The sequence below is a fragment of the Grylomicrobium aquisgranense genome (assembly GCF_033971865.1).
GTDB classification, from domain to species: domain Bacteria; phylum Bacillota_I; class Bacilli_A; order Erysipelotrichales; family Erysipelotrichaceae; genus Bulleidia; species Bulleidia massiliensis.
This window is the reverse complement of sequence record NZ_JALBUR010000010.1, coordinates 37,465-54,843: the sequence shown is the minus strand read 5'-3', so window position 1 is coordinate 54,843 and position 17,379 is coordinate 37,465. Positions and strand designations below refer to the sequence as shown.

At 49.8% G+C, this 17,379-nt stretch carries 16 protein-coding genes and 1 tRNA gene; 15 read left to right on the top strand and 2 right to left on the bottom strand.

The window, feature by feature from the left end; genetic code table 11:
• Positions 1 to 93: 93 nt before the first annotated feature.
• The 9 genes from MOZ60_RS05565 to MOZ60_RS05525 all read left to right on the top strand — a co-directional run bounded on the left by MOZ60_RS05565 (position 94) and on the right by MOZ60_RS05525 (position 10,375).
• The gene (locus MOZ60_RS05565) at positions 94 to 1,437 is read left to right on the top strand and encodes an MATE family efflux transporter (RefSeq protein WP_370595936.1); all 1,344 of its coding nucleotides are present in this window, start codon (positions 94 to 96) and stop codon (positions 1,435 to 1,437) included.
• A gap of 33 nt (positions 1,438 to 1,470) precedes the next feature.
• Positions 1,471 to 2,949, top strand: coding sequence for a C69 family dipeptidase (locus tag MOZ60_RS05560; RefSeq protein WP_370595935.1), 1,479 nt, complete (start codon positions 1,471 to 1,473; stop codon positions 2,947 to 2,949).
• A 231-nt stretch (positions 2,950 to 3,180) separates the two neighbouring features.
• Positions 3,181 to 4,341, top strand: a complete 1,161-nt coding sequence (locus tag MOZ60_RS05555; RefSeq protein ID WP_370595934.1) for a M20/M25/M40 family metallo-hydrolase — start codon at positions 3,181 to 3,183, stop codon at positions 4,339 to 4,341.
• Entirely contained in the window at positions 4,310 to 4,897 is a 588-nt protein-coding gene (locus tag MOZ60_RS05550) for a C39 family peptidase (RefSeq protein WP_277009217.1), read from the top strand. The genes MOZ60_RS05555 and MOZ60_RS05550 overlap by 32 nt, the downstream gene beginning before the upstream one ends.
• 30 nt (positions 4,898 to 4,927) lie before the next feature.
• Positions 4,928 to 6,547, top strand: a complete 1,620-nt coding sequence (locus tag MOZ60_RS05545) for an ABC transporter substrate-binding protein (RefSeq protein ID WP_277009216.1) — start codon at positions 4,928 to 4,930, stop codon at positions 6,545 to 6,547.
• 65 nt (positions 6,548 to 6,612) lie between these two features.
• The gene (locus MOZ60_RS05540) at positions 6,613 to 7,593 is read left to right on the top strand and encodes an ABC transporter ATP-binding protein (protein WP_108775046.1); all 981 of its coding nucleotides are present in this window, start codon (positions 6,613 to 6,615) and stop codon (positions 7,591 to 7,593) included.
• Positions 7,586 to 8,572, top strand: a complete 987-nt coding sequence (locus tag MOZ60_RS05535) for an ABC transporter ATP-binding protein (protein WP_277634830.1) — start codon at positions 7,586 to 7,588, stop codon at positions 8,570 to 8,572. Before MOZ60_RS05540 ends, MOZ60_RS05535 begins: the two co-directional genes overlap by 8 nt.
• Complete coding sequence (locus tag MOZ60_RS05530; protein WP_108775044.1) at positions 8,569 to 9,525, top strand: ABC transporter permease; 957 nt, start codon at positions 8,569 to 8,571, stop codon at positions 9,523 to 9,525. The genes MOZ60_RS05535 and MOZ60_RS05530 overlap by 4 nt, the downstream gene beginning before the upstream one ends.
• 1 nt (position 9,526) lies before the next feature.
• Positions 9,527 to 10,375, top strand: a complete 849-nt coding sequence (locus tag MOZ60_RS05525) for an ABC transporter permease (RefSeq protein ID WP_370595933.1) — start codon at positions 9,527 to 9,529, stop codon at positions 10,373 to 10,375.
• A gap of 38 nt (positions 10,376 to 10,413) precedes the next feature.
• Here the strand turns inward: MOZ60_RS05525 and MOZ60_RS05520 are convergent, their stop codons facing one another.
• Both MOZ60_RS05520 and MOZ60_RS05515 read right to left on the bottom strand, forming a co-directional pair.
• Positions 10,414 to 11,385: an MYG1 family protein gene (locus MOZ60_RS05520; protein ID WP_277645391.1), complete on the bottom strand. Its 972-nt coding sequence runs from the start codon at positions 11,383 to 11,385 to the stop codon at positions 10,414 to 10,416.
• Between the two features lie 32 nt (positions 11,386 to 11,417).
• Positions 11,418 to 12,281, bottom strand: a complete 864-nt coding sequence (locus MOZ60_RS05515; protein ID WP_370595932.1) for an AraC family transcriptional regulator — start codon at positions 12,279 to 12,281, stop codon at positions 11,418 to 11,420.
• Between the two features lie 456 nt (positions 12,282 to 12,737).
• Here MOZ60_RS05515 and MOZ60_RS05510 point away from each other — a divergent pair, with 456 nt between their 5' ends.
• The 6 genes from MOZ60_RS05510 to glgB all read left to right on the top strand — a co-directional run bounded on the left by MOZ60_RS05510 (position 12,738) and on the right by glgB (position 17,085).
• Positions 12,738 to 13,574: a patatin-like phospholipase family protein gene (locus MOZ60_RS05510; protein WP_370595931.1), complete on the top strand. Its 837-nt coding sequence runs from the start codon at positions 12,738 to 12,740 to the stop codon at positions 13,572 to 13,574.
• Between the two features lie 32 nt (positions 13,575 to 13,606).
• Positions 13,607 to 13,738 (top strand): hypothetical protein, encoded by a 132-nt coding sequence (locus tag MOZ60_RS05505; RefSeq protein ID WP_277009231.1) that lies wholly within the window; start codon positions 13,607 to 13,609, stop codon positions 13,736 to 13,738.
• 83 nt (positions 13,739 to 13,821) lie between these two features.
• Complete coding sequence (locus MOZ60_RS05500) at positions 13,822 to 14,508, top strand: AzlC family ABC transporter permease (RefSeq protein ID WP_277009232.1); 687 nt, start codon at positions 13,822 to 13,824, stop codon at positions 14,506 to 14,508.
• Positions 14,505 to 14,825 (top strand): branched-chain amino acid transport AzlD family protein, encoded by a 321-nt coding sequence (locus tag MOZ60_RS05495; RefSeq protein ID WP_370595930.1) that lies wholly within the window; start codon positions 14,505 to 14,507, stop codon positions 14,823 to 14,825. Before MOZ60_RS05500 ends, MOZ60_RS05495 begins: the two co-directional genes overlap by 4 nt.
• A gap of 42 nt (positions 14,826 to 14,867) precedes the next feature.
• A tRNA-Leu gene (locus MOZ60_RS05490) sits at positions 14,868 to 14,949 on the top strand.
• Positions 14,950 to 15,084: 135 nt separating this feature from the next.
• Complete coding sequence (glgB, locus tag MOZ60_RS05485) at positions 15,085 to 17,085, top strand: 1,4-alpha-glucan branching protein GlgB (protein WP_370595929.1); 2,001 nt, start codon at positions 15,085 to 15,087, stop codon at positions 17,083 to 17,085.
• Positions 17,086 to 17,379 lie beyond the last annotated feature (294 nt).

Here is a 17,379-nt window from a genome sequence, read left to right as displayed (position 1 = left end):
AGCTTTTGGAAACAATCATGCAGATCCGGCCGGCTGACATGTTTCGGGTATATACTTAACGTGCTTTTTTTTAAGAGGAGAGGGGTGCACAAAATGAAAAAGAATGATCTGACACAGGGGAATCTGAAGGTGCAGATACTGCTGCTGGCGATGCCGCTGGCTTTCAATGGCATTCTGCAGCAGCTGTTCAATGCAGCAGATGTGGCTGTGGTGGGACAGTTTGTAGGCAAGGAAGCGATGGCGGCGGTAGGTGCCAACGGGGCGGTAATCAATATCATGATTACACTGTTCATGGGGCTTGCCCTTGGTGCCAATGTTGTCATATCCCGCTTTACCGGTCAGAAGAACCGGGAACAGGTAGTGAACAGCGTGCATACAGCAATTCTGGTCGCCTTGATCAGCGGCGTCATTGTGACCATCTTCGGGGAGGCCTTTGCCCGCATGATTCTGCGTGCCATGTCTGTTCCGTCAGATGTTCTTTCCATGGCGGTATTGTATCTGCGTGTCTATCTGATTGGCATGCCGGTTATTCTTCTGTACAACTTCGAGTCTGCCATCTTTCAGTCCCAGGGGGATACCAGAACCCCTCTGTATGCCCTGATTGCCTCGGGCATTGTCAATGTCTTCCTGAATCTCTTCTTTGTCCTGGTGGTTCATATGACGGTTGACGGTGTGGCAACGGCAACGGTTATTTCCAATGTGATTTCTTCTGCCGTTCTGTTTGTCTGCCTGTGCAGGGGCAGACTGCCGGTGACCATTTCCCGCAGCCGTTTCCATATCAATGGAAGTATCATCCGTGAAATGGTCCGCATCGGCCTGCCTGCCGGCATTCAGGGCATGGTCTTTTCCGTCTCCAACATCATTATTCAGTCCGGCATCAATTCACTTGGCACCGACGTTGTGGCAGGCTCAAGCGCTTCTGGCAATCTGGAAGTCATCGGCTTCTATCTGGTTGACAGTTTTGCCCAGGCATGCACGACTTTTGTGGGACAGAATTATGGTGCCGGCGATGTGAAGCGCTGCCGTGAATCTCTGAAGTGGTCGCTTCTGGAGAGTGTTGTGATCGGGGGTTCTGTATCGATGCTGCTGGTGGCGGTGGGAAGGCCGCTGCTGCATATCTTTAATCCGGATCCTTCGGTGATTGGGTATGGGATGATGCGTCTGAAAGGAATTCTGCCCTATGAGATTCTCAATGGGGCAATTGATGTGATTTCAGGGGCGATGCGTGGATATGGTGAATCGATGAAACCGGCGATTGTCACGCTGGTTGGTGTATGCGGGGTGCGTATTACCTGGATCTATACGTATTTCCAGAGTCATCAGAGATTTGATGTTCTGCTGCGGGCGTATCCGATGAGCTGGATTGTGACGCTTGCCATCATGACCGTGATGTATGTTATGATGCGCAAAAACGGCCTTGGACAGCAGCGTGCGTGATACAATTGCATTGTTTTCAGGAGGAATACAATAATGCCTTGTACAACATTGTTAGTTGGAAAAAAAGCAACATATGACGGGTCAACTATGATTGCCCGCAATGATGATTCACCTTCCGGTGTCTTCATGCCGAAGAAGTTTGTGGTTGTGCATCCGCAGGAACAGCCGCGTCATTACCGTTCGGTGATCTCTCATGTCGAGATTGATCTGCCGGATGATCCGATGCGCTATACGGCGATGCCCAATGCGGTGGATGGCAGCGGCATCTGGGCAGCAGCCGGTGTCAATGAGGTGAATGTAGCCATGACTGCCACCGAGACCATCACGTCCAATGAGCGTGTATTAGGTGCTGATCCGCTGGTTACGCTGCAGAAGACAGACGGCAAGGAAACTGCCGGCGGCATTGGGGAAGAGGACCTTGTTGTGTTAACGCTGCCTTATATTCATTCTGCCCGTGAAGGTGTCAGACGTCTTGGCAGCCTGTTGGAAAAATATGGCACCTATGAAAGCAATGGCATTGCCTTCAGCGATCATGATGAGATCTGGTGGCTGGAAACGATTGGCGGCCATCACTGGATTGCCAGAAGGGTGCCGGATGAATGCTATGTTGTCATGCCGAATCAGTTTGGCATTGATGCCTTTGACTTTGCGGATGCCTATGGTGCGCAGAAGGACTATATGTGCAGTGCGGATCTGCAGAACTTTGTGCAGGATAATTTCCTGGATCTCAGCCTGGATGGCAATTTTGATCCGCGTGCTTCCTTTGGTTCCCACAGTGATGCGGATCATGTGTACAATACGCCGAGGGCATGGTGGATGGAACGCTTTTTAAATCCGCATACATACCGCTGGGATGGAGAAGATGCAGACTTTGGCCCGACCAGCGATGATCTGCCGTGGTCTTTAGTACCGGAAAGAAAAGTTACGGTGGAAGATGTGAAATATGTGCTGTCCGGTCACTATCAGAATACGGAATATGATCCGTATGGCAGCCATATGGATCGTACCCGCATGGGTGCGTACCGCTCGATCGGCATCAACCGCAATGACTTTTTAGGCCTGTTCCAGATTCGTGGATACATGCCTGCGGAATACCAGAGCATTGAGTGGATTGCGGAAGGTTCCAATGCCTTCAATGCCATTGTGCCGTTCTATGGCAATGTGGAGACAACACCGGATTACTTTGCCAATACGACAAAGACAGTCAGCACGGACAACTTCTACTGGTCCAACCGTCTGATCGCAGCATTGTGTGATGCCAGCTACCATACTGCCTTTGTACATGTGGAGCGTTATCAGGAGAAGGTGCTCTCGCTTGGCCACCAGCTGATCAAGCAGTATGACGGGCTGCATCAGGATGTTTCGGATCCTGGTGAGGCTGCGAAGCTGAATGAGAAGGCCAATGAAGAGATTGCGGCAATGGCAAAGAAGGAAACCGATGCTGTGCTGGACAAGGTACTGTATGCGGCAAGCAACGGCATGAAAAATTCTTACTCGCTCTCTGACAACTGATGCAAAAAGATTCTTTTATGCATGTATCTTTTTCATTGACATGGAAGTCGAATCCAGTAAAATAATAGCGAAATGAAAACGAACAGACTCTGTACATGCTGTATGAATATGAAAACTGACGCGCTAAGATTCTGCGTGGTTTTTGGCTGATATTCGTACGATACGGAGATTTCAGGCGGAAGCGCAGGCTTCCGCCTTTTTATATTTAAGGGAAAGAAAGGGGAGAGTGGTATGACATTACCGGATGCAAATCGTCTGACAGATCAGTTTCTGGCATTTACAAAGATTGATTCGCCAAGCTTTCATGAAGGTGAGATGGCTGCCTATGTGAAGCAGGTATTTCAGGATCTTGGCATTGTGCTCCATGAGGATGATGCCAACAAGTATTATGGTTCTCAGACGGGCAATCTGTATGGCTGCTGGCAGGGCACTCTGCCGGGTGAGCCCATTCTGTTCATGGGCCATCTGGATACGGTGGAGCCTGCGTATGGACGCCATGCAGTACTGCATGAAGACGGCACGATCACAAGTGCCGGCAATACGGTGCTTGGGGCCGATGATCAAAGCGGTCTGGCTGAGATCGTCGAGGCCATCCGATGTATCCAGGAAAGTCATACAGCTCACAGGACCATTGAATTTCTGATCACCTTTGGTGAAGAAGCCTTTGACAAGGGATCACGGAAGTTTGATTTCTCCCTTTTGAAGGCCAGACAGGCTTATACACTGGACCTGGAAGCACCGGTTGGTACAGCTTCTTTGTGGGAGCCGACGCTGATTTCCTTTACAGTGGATATCAGGGGCCGCAGCGCGCATGCCGGCTTCAATCCGGAAAAGGGCATCAATGCTCTGACGGCATCGGCTGAATTGATTCATTCACTGCCGATTGGCCGGGCGGATCCGGTTACGGTGCTGAATATCGGCATGATCAGCGGCGGTACAGCTGTCAATGCAGTGCCTGATCATGTGGTGATGAAAGGTGAGCTGCGCAGCCGTAATCATGAAAAGGCACTGTCATTGCTGCAGAAGATTCAGGACAATGCGGCTGAAAGTGCTGAAAAGATCGGGGCAAAGGCATCTGTAGACTATGAGATCGCTCTGCATGAGTATTGTATCGATGAGAAAGAACCAGTTGTGAAACGGTATGAAGCAGCCTGTGAAAAAGCAGGCATCAAGCCTGTATTGAGCGGGAGTTTCGGCGGCAGTGACAATAACCAGTTTGCCCAGCATGGGGGAAGGGGAATTGTGATTGCCAGTGCGATGTACAACTGTCATACCGTGCATGAATATACGCGCATTTCTGATATGGTTCAGGTGGCGCGTATTGTGATGAATCTGATGACGATGGAGGAGGATGAGAAAGATGAAGCTGCCGTTACAGTATCAGATCAGTGAATATGACTGCGGTCCGACATCTTTGCGCAATGCAATGGCTTTCCTGATGGAGCGTGAAAAGATGCCGCAGGAAGTGCTTTGTGCCATCATGAACATCTGCCTGGATGGCTATCATGCCCACGGTACCAGGGAACCGGTTTCCGTACATGGTACTTCAGATGATGCAATGATGACTTTTGCCGGCAAGTTCAATGACATTGCCAAAAAGGATCATCTTCCTTACCATGTGGATGTGGTCCTGGATACAGATGTCAATACGCACAATGCTTTGATCCAGAATGCCTTGCACAATGGCGGTGCTGTAGTTGCCAAGGTCATGGTTGACGTGGCTCACTATGTGCTGATGACGGGGGAAAAGGATGATACAGTGCGTCTGTTTGACCCGTATATCCCAGAGAAGCCGTATCATCATGAAGGTGTGACATGGACGTATGATCATCCGCATTCTTACAATGTGGAGGTCAAAGCAGATTATATGGATCGCAATGACACCGAATGGTGGTCATTTGGAAAGATGGATGAGCGCATCGCGCTTGTGTTCAATCGTGATGCGTAACAAAATATAAAACATACAGGAGAAAAAAAGATGAAAGGTTTTAAGAAAGTTGTCACAGGTGCCCTGGCAGCAGTGTTGTCGCTGTCACTGGCTGCCTGCGGCCAGAGTGCTTCCACTCAGGCAACTGCCTCTGCTGCTGCATCAGACACGGTAAACATTGGTGTTACCGATACCCTGAGCACATTGAATCCACTGAACATGGATATGACCTTTGTGAACTATTATGCGACAAGCTTTGAATTCCTGCCGCTGATCTCACTGGACAAGGATTATCAGCAGTACGGCATGATTGCAGATCCGATTACCACGGATGACAATCTTACATTCCACATTCATATCAAGGATGATGCCAAGTGGTCTGACGGCCAGGATATCACTGCTGATGATGTGATCTGGACGATTCTGAAGATGACAGCACCGGCGGTTGCCAATCCGTATATCAGCTTTGCCAATGTCAAGGGTATTTCTGATGACAACCTGTCCCCGGAGGGTGCAGATTCTCTGGAAGGCCTGGTCAAGACAGATGACAAGAATCTCGATATTGTCATGAAGAGTCAGATGGGCCTGAATACATTCCTGAATAACATCGGTACATGGCTGCTGATTCTGCCCAAGCATGCACTGGAAGATACACCGGATGATGAACTGCTGACAAGTGACTGGTTCAATGCACCGACGGTTGTGTCCGGTCCTTACAAGGCAACCAGTGAAGACTTTGCCCACTATGTTACTTACGAGGCAAATGAGAATTACTTTGCCGGTGCACCGAAGATTGCCAAGATGAATATCCGCATTGAGGATTCTTCTTCTCTGCTGGCTGGCCTGCAGTCTGGTGAGATTGATATGACACATCCTGCTTTCTCCAATATGCCGGTGGAAGACCGCAAGACACTGGAAGGTCTGAGCAATGTGACAACAACGTATTCTGATCCGATCACGGATGAGATGACATTCTTCAATACCAAGAATGTACCGGATGCCAAAGTCCGTCTGGCTATTGTAGAGGCTATTGACCGCAATACGATCCTGGATCAGATTCTGGGCGGCAAGGGTGAGATCGTCGATGGATTCGTTGGTTCTCATTCACCGTATTATGATGCTTCCAAGCCAACCATTCCGTATGATCCTGACAATGCCAAGAAGCTTCTGGAAGAAGCCGGCTGGGACAGCAGTAAGTCTCTTGAGTGGTACGTATCCAGTTCTGATACATCCATGACCCGTGCTGTTCAGGTCATCAAGGAAGAACTGGCTCAGGTTGGCGTCACCATTAACATCAATACCGTTGATTTCTCGACATTGATGTCAACTGCGGCGAGCAATTCCTTTGATATCTTCTCCGTTCAGTATACAATCACACCGTCAGACTACTACGCCGATGGCACGTATCTGGTTGATGCGGATGACAGCTGGACCGGCGGATGGAAGAATGATGAAGTGGATGCGCTCTTTGCAAAGACCCAGGAAACAACAGATACTGCTGAGCTGACAAGCATCTATCTGCAGCTGGATGAAATTCTGGAACAGGAAGTGCCGCTGTTCTCGCTGTACTTCATGTCCAATTCGGGCAGTGTGAACAATCGCATCAAGAATGCCTCACCGACCTTCTTTGGTGCCTTCAACAATATCCAGGACTGGGAGATTGCGCAATAACATATGGCAATGCTGCGCTGGGGAACTTCCCCGGCGCATTTGCCTTATTAGAACAGGAGAGACTTATGGATAGTCTGCTGGATGTGTCAGATCTGCAGGTGCGGTTTCGCAGTGATTTCGGCGACCGTATTGTCACGGATCATATCTCGTTTCATGTAGCACCGGGTGAAATTCTCGGTATCGCCGGAGAATCCGGTTCAGGCAAGTCAGTGACCAGCCTTTCGGTCATGGGACTGCTGCCAAAGAATGGATCCGTGATCTCAGGCAAAGCAATGTTTGATGGCAAGGATCTGTTCGCCATGTCAGACAAGGAACTGGACCAGATCCGGGGCAAGGACATCTGCATGATCTATCAGGATGCACTTGCTTCACTGGATCCGGTGTTTACAATCGGTTCACAGATGTCTGAAGCAATCCGACATCATGTAGAGCCTGACAAGAAGAAGGCAAAGCAGATTGCCCTGGAATGGCTGGACAAAGTCGGCATTCCGGATCCTGCGGATGCGTACCGCAGCTATCCGTATGAGTTTTCCGGCGGCATGCGGCAGAGAGTCATGATTGCCATGGGGCTTTCCTGCCATCCGCGCCTGCTGATTGCGGATGAGCCGACCACGGCCCTGGATGTGACCATCCAGGCACAGATCATGAAGATTATTCGTGATCTTCGCAGCAAGCTGGGCATGTCTGTCATCCTGATCAGTCATGATCTGGGTCTGATTGCCCAGAATGCGGACCGGGTCATGGTCATGTATGCCGGCCAGTTTGTCGAAATTGCGGATGTCCGTGAGCTCTATCATCACCCCCAGCATCCCTATACCCGGGCTCTGCTTGCCAGCGTGCCGGATATTCATGACCAGCAGGATCGTCAGCTGTATTCCATTCCCGGCAGTGTGCCGCAGGATTATACAAGCATGACGGGATGCCGTTTTGCGTCAAGATGTGCCTTTGCCACGGAAGCGTGCAAGGCAAAGCAGTCATTATTTGAGAAGACACCGGGACACTGGGCAGCGTGCATCCGGTCACAAAGAGGTGAGCTGGATGAGTGAGACCGTACTGCAGGTAGAGAATCTTTCCAAACGGTATGAAGCGGAAGGATCTGCCGTGCTGAAAAAGAACCGGAAATATATTCAGGCCGTGGATCAGATTTCCTTTGAAATCGGCAAAGGAGAGACGCTTGGCCTGGTGGGAGAATCTGGCTGCGGCAAGTCAACAGCCGGCAGAATGATTGTCGGCATTGAAAAGCCTGATGGCGGCAAGGTGACCTTCCTGGACCATGATATCGGCAGTATGAGTGCAAAGCAGCTTGCCCCGATCCGCACCCAGCTGCAGATGATCTTTCAGGACAGCTATTCCTCTTTGAATCCCCGCAAGCGCGTTTATGATATCCTCAGCAAGCCAATGCTGTACCATCATCTGGCAGATAAGAGCAATGTGCAGCAGAAGGTCAGGGATCTGCTGGATATGGTCGGCCTGCCTGCAGATGCCGCATATCGGTATCCCCATGAATTCTCCGGCGGCCAGAGACAGCGTATTTCCATTGCCAGAGCACTGTCTCTGCAGCCAAAGCTGATTGTATGCGATGAGCCGGTATCGGCACTGGATGTGTCCATTCAGGCACAGATTCTGAATTTATTGCGCCGGATCCAGAAAGAAACCGGTGTTTCCTATCTTTTCATTGCCCACGGCCTTGGTGCTGTGCATTATGTGTCGGACCGGATTGCGGTCATGTACTTAGGCAGAATTGTCGAGATCGGCACAAGCCAGGATGTGTTCCACCATGCCTTGCATCCATATTCCATCGGTCTGATTGATGCGGTGCCGGTGGCAGATCCGGATCAGAGAATGTCAGATGACAAGATCATGGCAGGTGAGGTTGATGCGGCGCAGGATGCCGGTATCGGCTGTAAGTTTGCGCCGCGCTGTCCTTTTGCAAAGAAGATGTGCTTTGAAAAGGTGCCGGAAATGAAAGACTATGGCAATGGCCATCAGGCTGCCTGCTTCAAGGTGGAAGGGGTGCTGAAATGATCCGCTACATTGGCAAAAGACTGTTCTATGGCCTGATCACTCTGATCGGCATTACGGTCATTGACTTCATCCTGATGAATATGGCCGGAAATCCCATTGAGATTCTGGCCGGCTCACCAAAAGTATCCAAAGAAGCCCTGGCGATCCGTGCTGCCCAGCTTGGCCTGGACAAGCCGGCATGGCAGCAGTACTTCATCTGGATCAGGCAGATCCTGACCGGCAACTTCGGCTATTCCTACAAATCTTATCAGTCCGTTAGTTCCATGATGCTTTCACACCTTGGGCCAACCCTGATCCTGATGGGAACCGCCTTGCTGATTTCCATGACGATTTCGATCATCTTTGGCATCTATAGTGCGGTTCATGCCCATACAAAGCGTGACTATTCCATCGTTTCACTGGCATTTCTGGGCCAGTCGGTGCCGGGATTCTTCATGGCACTGCTGCTGATTGATCTGTTCTGTGTCAAGCTGGGCATCCTGCCAAGCTCCGGAATGCGCAATCTGTCTGACCCCGGCAATGGCGTGCAGCTGCGTTATCTGATTCTGCCGGCACTTGTCTTAGCACTTGGCCAGGCAGGCAATGATATCCGCTACATCCGTTCTGCCATGCTGGAAATATTGAACCAGGACTATCTGCGCACCGTGAAAGGAAAGGGCGTCGGCAGAAGAATTCTGATTTACAAGCATGCACTGCGCAATGCATTGATTCCGATTGTGACCGTGTTTGGCATGGAGATTCCAGGATTATTTGGCGGCTCCATCATCATTGAGCAGATCTTCTCCTGGCCAGGTCTTGGCCTGATGACAATGAATGCCATTTTGCAAAGAGACTATCCGGTCATCATGGCAACCTGTCTTTTATCGGCAGTGGTTGTGCTGGCTGCCAACATTCTGACCGATATTCTCTATGCGGTAGTAGATCCAACGGTCAAGCTGGGAAAGGAGGACTGACATGCACGAGAGTTTTGCCCACAGTGTGTGGCGCCGCTTCAAGCGGCATAAAGCCGGTGTTGTCTCTTTGATCATCCTTGGCATCATCATTCTGACTGCCATTCTGGCACCAGTGCTTGCCCGTCATGATCCCAATGCCATCAACCCTGCTTTCTCCAGTGCGCCGACCGGTGAATACTGGCTGGGTACTGACCAGATGGGCAGAGATGTCTTCTCCCGGCTGCTGTATGGCACCAGAGTCTCTTTGACGGTTGGTGTATTGAGTACATTGCTGGCAACCTCCATCGGTACCGTGCTGGGCTTGCTGGCAGGTTACTTTGGCGGTGCAGTGGATATGATGATCATGAGGATTACCGACATGATCATGTCATTTCCCTACATCATGTTAATCCTGGTTGCCGGCGTCATCTTCAAGCCGGGCATGTGGATGATCATCATCATCCTGGGACTGATCGACTGGCCGGGGGTAGCCAGACTGGTGCGCGGCGAAGTGCTCTCTTTACGTGAGAAAGACTTTGTGCACAGCTCTGAGATTGCCGGCATGCCGAAATCCTATATTCTGTTTTCGGAAATCCTGCCTAACTGCTTTGCACCGATTCTGATCTTCGGCACAGGCGTCATGGCGATCTCCATCCTGGATGAAGCATCGCTGTCCTTCCTTGGCATGGGCATCCAGCCTCCGCAGGCATCATTGGGCAATATGCTCAATGGTGCCCAGTCCATCACCGTATTGACAAGTATGCCGTGGCTATGGCTTCCACCGGGATTAATGATTGTCATCCTGGTTGTATGCACCAACTTTGTCGGTGATGCCCTGCGGGATGCGATGGATCCAAATGCAGTAGAGTAACATGAAAAGAACGCCGCCGGCGTTCTTTTTGCTTTTGATCAGTGACTGCAGGCGATGGCTGCCATCTGCAGAGCATCTGCTTCGGTTTCACATCCTGCCAGGAAGCCTGAGACATGACAGAACTGTGCAGTTTCCACACCGGATACTTTCTGCAGTTCTTCATAGCGCAGGCCGTACCATTCTTTCGGCAGAGGATGGCGGTAGCTCTTGCGGTCATCGATGTTATTGAGAGCACACTGCACATTCCAGCCCCCGCGCAGGGCAGGATAGACGACATACCAGATGTCTTTTGCCTTAGGGTCATTCTTCATCCTGGTCAGGATGCCTTCCCATGGTGCAAACTGGTTCATGATCATGATGTGGTTGGCAGAGTAGGAAATGCACTGCAGGACGTAATCTTTTCCATCCAGAGAACTGATGATGGAATCCAGACGGTTGAGCAGGATATCCTTGGCAAAGCTCAGGGCATCCATGAAGGCACTGTAGTAGTCATAGTCAGAGTTCCAGGCTGGATTGAAGTCCTTGATCATCTGGGTGATGGTAAAGCCGGTTCCCTGGACACTGAGCAGTTCTTTCTGCTGGTCTTCCGGAATGTTCGGCATCTTCTCCAGGGCTCCCTTGAGCGGATTATAGCCATTGTCAGCCGCATCAATACCCATGATCAGGGAGCTTTCCAGGCGCTCATAGACCTGGTCATAGTATTCCTCAGGGCAGTTCTGCGCTTCCAGAATTTCACGGTAATATTTCCTCCAGACAAGGCCGCATGCCGCATAAGGAATGTCCGTGCCGGGATGGGTGCCGTTGGCTTCCTTGTTTTCGGGGGAATGGTGGTCCAGTTCTCCTTCACCGATATCAAAGATGATCCAGCCATCCTTGTTTTCAGGAATCTTCGTATCCGGTCCGCGGGTGACTTCAATCTCCTGGCACATCAGGGAAATCAAAGCCGCCGCAAAGACATCATCCGCATGAAAAATGCCATCATGGGTATATAGTTTCTTTTTCTGGTACATGCATGTTCTCCGATCTTTGTATGTATTCTATCTCATTCTTTTCTGGCTGCCAGTGCATTTTTACGCCACTGGGATGGAGTGGCATGGTACTGACGGCGGAAGCACTTGGTAAAGTAGCTCATTTCCGAGAAGCCGCAGGATGTACCAATATCTGTAATATTCATATCTGTCTGCTTCAGCAGCTCACAAGCCTTCAGCAGGCGGTACTGCAGCAGATACTGCACAGGCGTAGTGTGGATGGTTGCCTTGAAGCAGCGGATACATTCCGAGACACTGATATCTGCTGCTGCGGCAATCTGGGCAACTGATAATTGACGGGTATAGTTGTTTTCAATGCAGTCCAGCATCTGCCGGATGCGCAGTTCATTGCGCATATCCTTCTGACTCAGGCCTGTATGAACGACGTTCTGGCGGCCGTACAGGTCAAGTATGATGAAAGAAAGCTCATTGCGCAGCAGGAATTCAAAGCCGGTTGTGCGGTACTGCATGATGGCAAAGGCAGCTTCCATGTGCGTGATGCTTTCCTTGTCAGCGTCCTGATCATGGCGCAGATGCTCAAAGGCATAATTGCGGTTATGCACAATCGGATTGATGTAATTGAGCCAGTAAATGCTGTCACGCGATCCGCCGACCAGTCTTGGTGCAAAGCGGATATTGTACAGCAGCGTAAATGTGCTGCCTTGATTGATAAAGCGGTGGCGCGCCTGACTGTTGATAAAGTAACCATCCCCCGGCATAAGATGTATGGTATGATCTTCCACATGAAGCGTCATGGTCCCCTCCAATACCATGCCAACTTCCATTTCTTCGTGCCACGTCCAGTCAGTACTGTCTTCCGGCTTGACATGATGGATCATCATCACTGCCGGCAGCAGTGCATCATTGATTTCACTCATTTTTCCTCCCCCGAATCTGACAATATTTTACAACTTTTCCGGTTATAATGTTCTAATGCGTTGAGGAGTATCTGCGTATACTAATTCGTGCCGAAAGAGAAACATCTTTCGTGAGATACAAACGATTGATATGCGAAGGGGAGAAGCCAGCCGCCCGGATTGCTGAAAGGGCTGTGATGTGGAAAGTTCATGCCGAAGATGCGGCATTTTTTTATGCCTTTTTCGCACTTGCGGCTGTGGCAGCCTGCAGAAAGCTGCGGGATAACAGGTATTCCGGTATCGCAATCATCTGGTGGTAAGGATGCTGATCTGCAGTGCTGACTTCTTTCTGATGTCACTGTGCTGAAATCACAGAGATCTTCATACCGCAGATCACATCAGTGATGACACAATTGGCTGTTTGTTGTTGAAAGTGCATGTCAGTTGCGATAATTTTGTGAACAAAAGGAGATTGTCATGATTGGTGTGATTGATGTTGGCGGCGGCCTGCGCGGTTCTTATGGTGCCGGTGTGCTGGATGCCTGTCTGCGCAAAGGGGTTCACTTTGATTATGGTGCCGGTGTATCGGCGGGAAGTGCAAATATATTGAGCTATCTTGCCGGCCAGATGGGCAGAAACTATACCTTCTATACAGAATACACATTCCGGAAGGAATACATGAGCCTGGCTAATTTTCTCAAGACAAAGGATTATCTGGGCCTGGATTATATTTATGGAACGCTGTCAGATGATGGCGGTGAGTATCCGATTGACTATGATGGCATCATGAATAATCCGGCAGATTTTGCGGTTGTGGCAACGGATGCTCTGACCGGGAAACCCATGTATTATGCCAAAAAGGATTATCAGCGCAATGATCTTGGTTTCCTGAAGGGATCCTGCTGTGTGCCGGTGGCAGATCAGCCGTATCCATACCGTGACCATCTGCTGTTTGATGGAGCACTGAGTGATCCGATTCCTTATGAACACTGCTTTGAAGCAGGCTGTGACAAAATTGTGGTGATTCTGACCAGACCGCGGGATGAAGTGCGTTCCAATGAGAGTGATCTGCGGCTTGCAAAGCTGCTGGAACATAAGTATCCGGTGGCAGCAGAAAACATGAGAAACCGGATTCCTTTGTATCAGAAGAAGCTGCAGGAATGCTTTGCGTTGGAAAAGGAAGGCAAAGTACTGATCGTGGCACCGGATTCCATTGGTCAGATGAAGACACTGACCAAGGACAAAGCAGCAATCAAGGATCTGTATGTCAAAGGTTTCCATGATGCGGATTCGATCTGGGACTTTGTGGGATGAAATGCTATACTAATGACAAGAGGCAATAGACGATGAGCGAACAGGGAATTGCATTGGGTATTGTATTTGGCATCATTGCATTGATCATTCTGCTGGTGATCATGACCGTGTTTATCTGGACCGGCGCATTGACAGCCGTTGAAAACGATGAAGAGAAGAAGTGAGGAACGAAAGTTCCTTTTCTTTATTGCCAGTAATCAGGAAAAGATATAGGAAAAAGTTATAGATACCTGATACAATCGATGCAATGAAACGGAATGAAACACTGAAATTTGCACTGATGAAAACCGCACCCATTGCGGTTTCTTACTTTTTTGTGGCAATGTCCTTCGGCCTGTTGATGAGCCAGAATGGCTTTCCATGGTATGATGCCGTACTGGCCAGTGTGTTTGTCTACACAGGTGCCTTTCAGTTTGTACTGGCATCGTTTCTGTCTGCCGGCACACCGCTGTTAACCATTGTTCTGACAGCACTGTTCATGAACAGCCGTCAGGTATTCTATTCCCTGTCATTTCTGGATGATTTCCGCAGCTGTGGAAAGATGTTTCCCTATATGGTTGGCACATTGACCGATGAAACGTACTCTCTGTACAGCTCCATTGACCGATATCCGGATCATGTGGACAAGTATGCGGCAATGAAGGAAATTGCCTTCCTGTCTCATTTTTGGTGGATTCTGGGCACTTTTGCCGGTGCCCTGGCAGGCTCCTTACTGCCGATTTCCATCCGCGGCATTGACTTCACACTGACAGCACTGTTTCTGACCATCGTCATGGACCAGTGGCAGAAAGCAAAGGATCATATACCGGCATTGACAGGCTTTGCATGTGCGATTGGCTGCCTGGTTGCCTTTGGTCCGTCCCGTTTCATTCTGCCATCTCTGATTCTGACCAGCGGCATCCTACTGGCACGCAATGAAAGGAGGCACGCATGAACAATTCCTATGCATTGCTTGCCATACTGCTCTCTGCCATTGTGACTTACAGCCTGCGTGCTTTGCCATTTGTCATTTTCCGTGACGGCAAAATGTCACCGATCCTTTCACGGCTGGCCATGGTACTGCCGGCTGCGATCATGGCGGTGCTTGTGGTTTATGGTCTTAAGGATACATTAAGCGCGGACTGGACCGTGTGGGTTGCGACAATTGCAGGCTGCGGCAGCGTCATGGCACTGCATGCCTGGAAGCACAATACGATTCTGTCTGTTTTTGCAGGAACAGCAGTATACATTGCGCTGCTGTACCTGCTGTAGCATCTTGACGGAATCGTACCACGTGCTATAATGATTCGGCACGCACCGGTGGTGGAATCGGCAGACACGTACGCTTGAGGGGCGTATGGGGCAACCCGTGCAAGTTCAAGTCTTGTCCGGTGCACTTGAAAGACGCAGTCATGTGGCTGCGCTTTTTTTCTTGCTTTTGTCTCATGTAACCCCTCTCTTTCCCGTTCAAAATATGATACAGTATATTCAGAAATTGAAATATAAATGAGTGCTTGAGGGAGGCATGATCATGGCAGACAAATCATTAGCCGGCAAGAAACCTGCAGTACCGTTGGATCCTGTTTTTATTACGGAAATGGATCGGTATCTGTTTGGTGAAGGCAGAAATTATAAGTGCTATCAGAAGATGGGTGCACATAAGGCAAAGCTGAATGGTGTATCCGGTATGCATTTTGCTGTGTGGGCACCGCATGCAAAGGCAGTGTCGATTGTGTGTGACCGCAATGAATGGCAGCCTGGCAGAAACTACATGATGCCTTTGGAGACATCCGGCATCTTTGAAGGTTTTATGCCGGATATGGATTTTGGTGAGCTGTACAAGTATGCAATTGAAACACAGAGCGGCGATACGATCTTCAAGGCAGATCCGTATGCGTTCTCGGCTGAATTAAGACCGGGCACAGCATCGAAAACAGCCGATATTGATTCGTTTAACTGGCATGATGAAGCCTGGATGAAAGACCGTGCGTCCAAGGATACGTACCGGCAGCCGCTGGCAATCTATGAGTGCCATCTGGGTTCCTGGAAGAAGGAAGTGACGCCGGAAAATCCGGATGGTTTTATCAACTACCGCAAGCTGGCCAGAGAACTGGTGGACTATGTGAAGTGGATGGGCTATACGCATGTGGAGCTGATGGGTATTGCCGAGCATCCGTTTGATGGGTCCTGGGGCTATCAGGTATCTGGCTATTATGCACCGACATCCCGTCATGGCTCTCCGCAGGACTTCCAGTGGATGGTGGATTATCTGCATGAAAATGGCATCGGCGTGATTCTGGACTGGGTGCCTGCCCATTTCCCGAAGGATGCCTTTGCCCTTGCGGATTTTGATGGTCAGCCGCTGTATGAATATCCGGATCCCCGTATGGGTGAACATCCGGACTGGGGCACGAAGATCTTCAACTATGGCAAGAATGAGGTGAAGAACTTCCTGATTGGAAATGCCCTGTACTGGTATGAAATGTATCATATCGACGGACTGCGTGTAGATGCAGTAGCTTCGATGCTGTATCTGGATTATGGCCGCAAGGATGGTGAATGGATTCCAAATAAGTATGGCGGCAATGGCAACCTGGATGCGATTGAGTTCTTCAAGCATCTCAATTCTGTGATCCGCGGCCGCCATGATGGCACGATCATCATCGCTGAGGAATCGACCGCATGGCCTAAGATCACAGCTGCACCGGAAGATGAAGGCCTTGGCTTTACGTACAAGTGGAATATGGGCTGGATGCATGACTTCCTGGATTACATGAAGCTTGATCCGTTATTCCGTAAGAATGCCCACAACAAGATGACCTTTGGCATGTCCTATGCCACCAGTGAGAAATTTATTCTGGTGCTGTCACATGATGAGGTTGTACATCTGAAGTGTTCCATGATTGAAAAGATGCCGGGTCTTGGCCATGACAAGTTTGCCAATCTGAAGGCAGGGTATCTGTTCATGTTTGGCCATGCCGGCAAGAAGCTGCTGTTCATGGGCCAGGATTTCGGCCAGTACCATGAATGGGATGAGAAAGTGCAGCTGAACTGGGAACTGTGCGATCAGCCATACAACCGGGAACTGCTGCTGTTTGTCAAAGATCTGCTTGCCATGTACAGGGAATATCCGGCAATGTATACACTGGATGATTCCTGGGATGGCTTTGAATGGATCAATGCGGATGATGCGGACCGCTCCATCTTCTCCTTTGTGCGCAAGGACGGTACCGGCAGGCATAATCTGCTGTTTGTGATCAACTTTACGCCGGTGGAAAGAAAGGACTACATGGTCGGTGTGCCATGCCCTGGCCGCTATACGCTGATTCTCAATGAGAACGGTGCCGTGAAGGATGACAAGGTTAAAAAGCTGTACAATGCCCGCAAGGGTGAATGTGACGGCAGACAGTATCATGTGAATTATCCGCTGCCAGGCTATGGCTGTGCGGTATTCCGCTATAATGATGCAAAACCAGCAAAGAAAAGAAGCACGGCAAAGAAAAAAGCAGGAACCAAAGCCAAGACAAAGTAATGCGTTCATGACACAGATGCAGGAAAAACTGCATCTGTGTTTTTTGCGTACACCTGACATAAGTCTGAGGGCACACAAGCCCCTGGAAGCCCTTCTATAGTGCGTTAATGCTTAGGCGGGAAGGTTCACATCTCCATGATCATCATTACGGTGCTGGCATGCCGGCCGTGTCATTCATCTGTGTCAGCAGCAGGTGCAGAAGCAACCTTCCTTTGCACCGTGATGGTCATGCCATGATCTTAAGATCAAAGGAACAGGAGAAATTCTGCTCTTTTTCTGTGCTACACTGTGGCT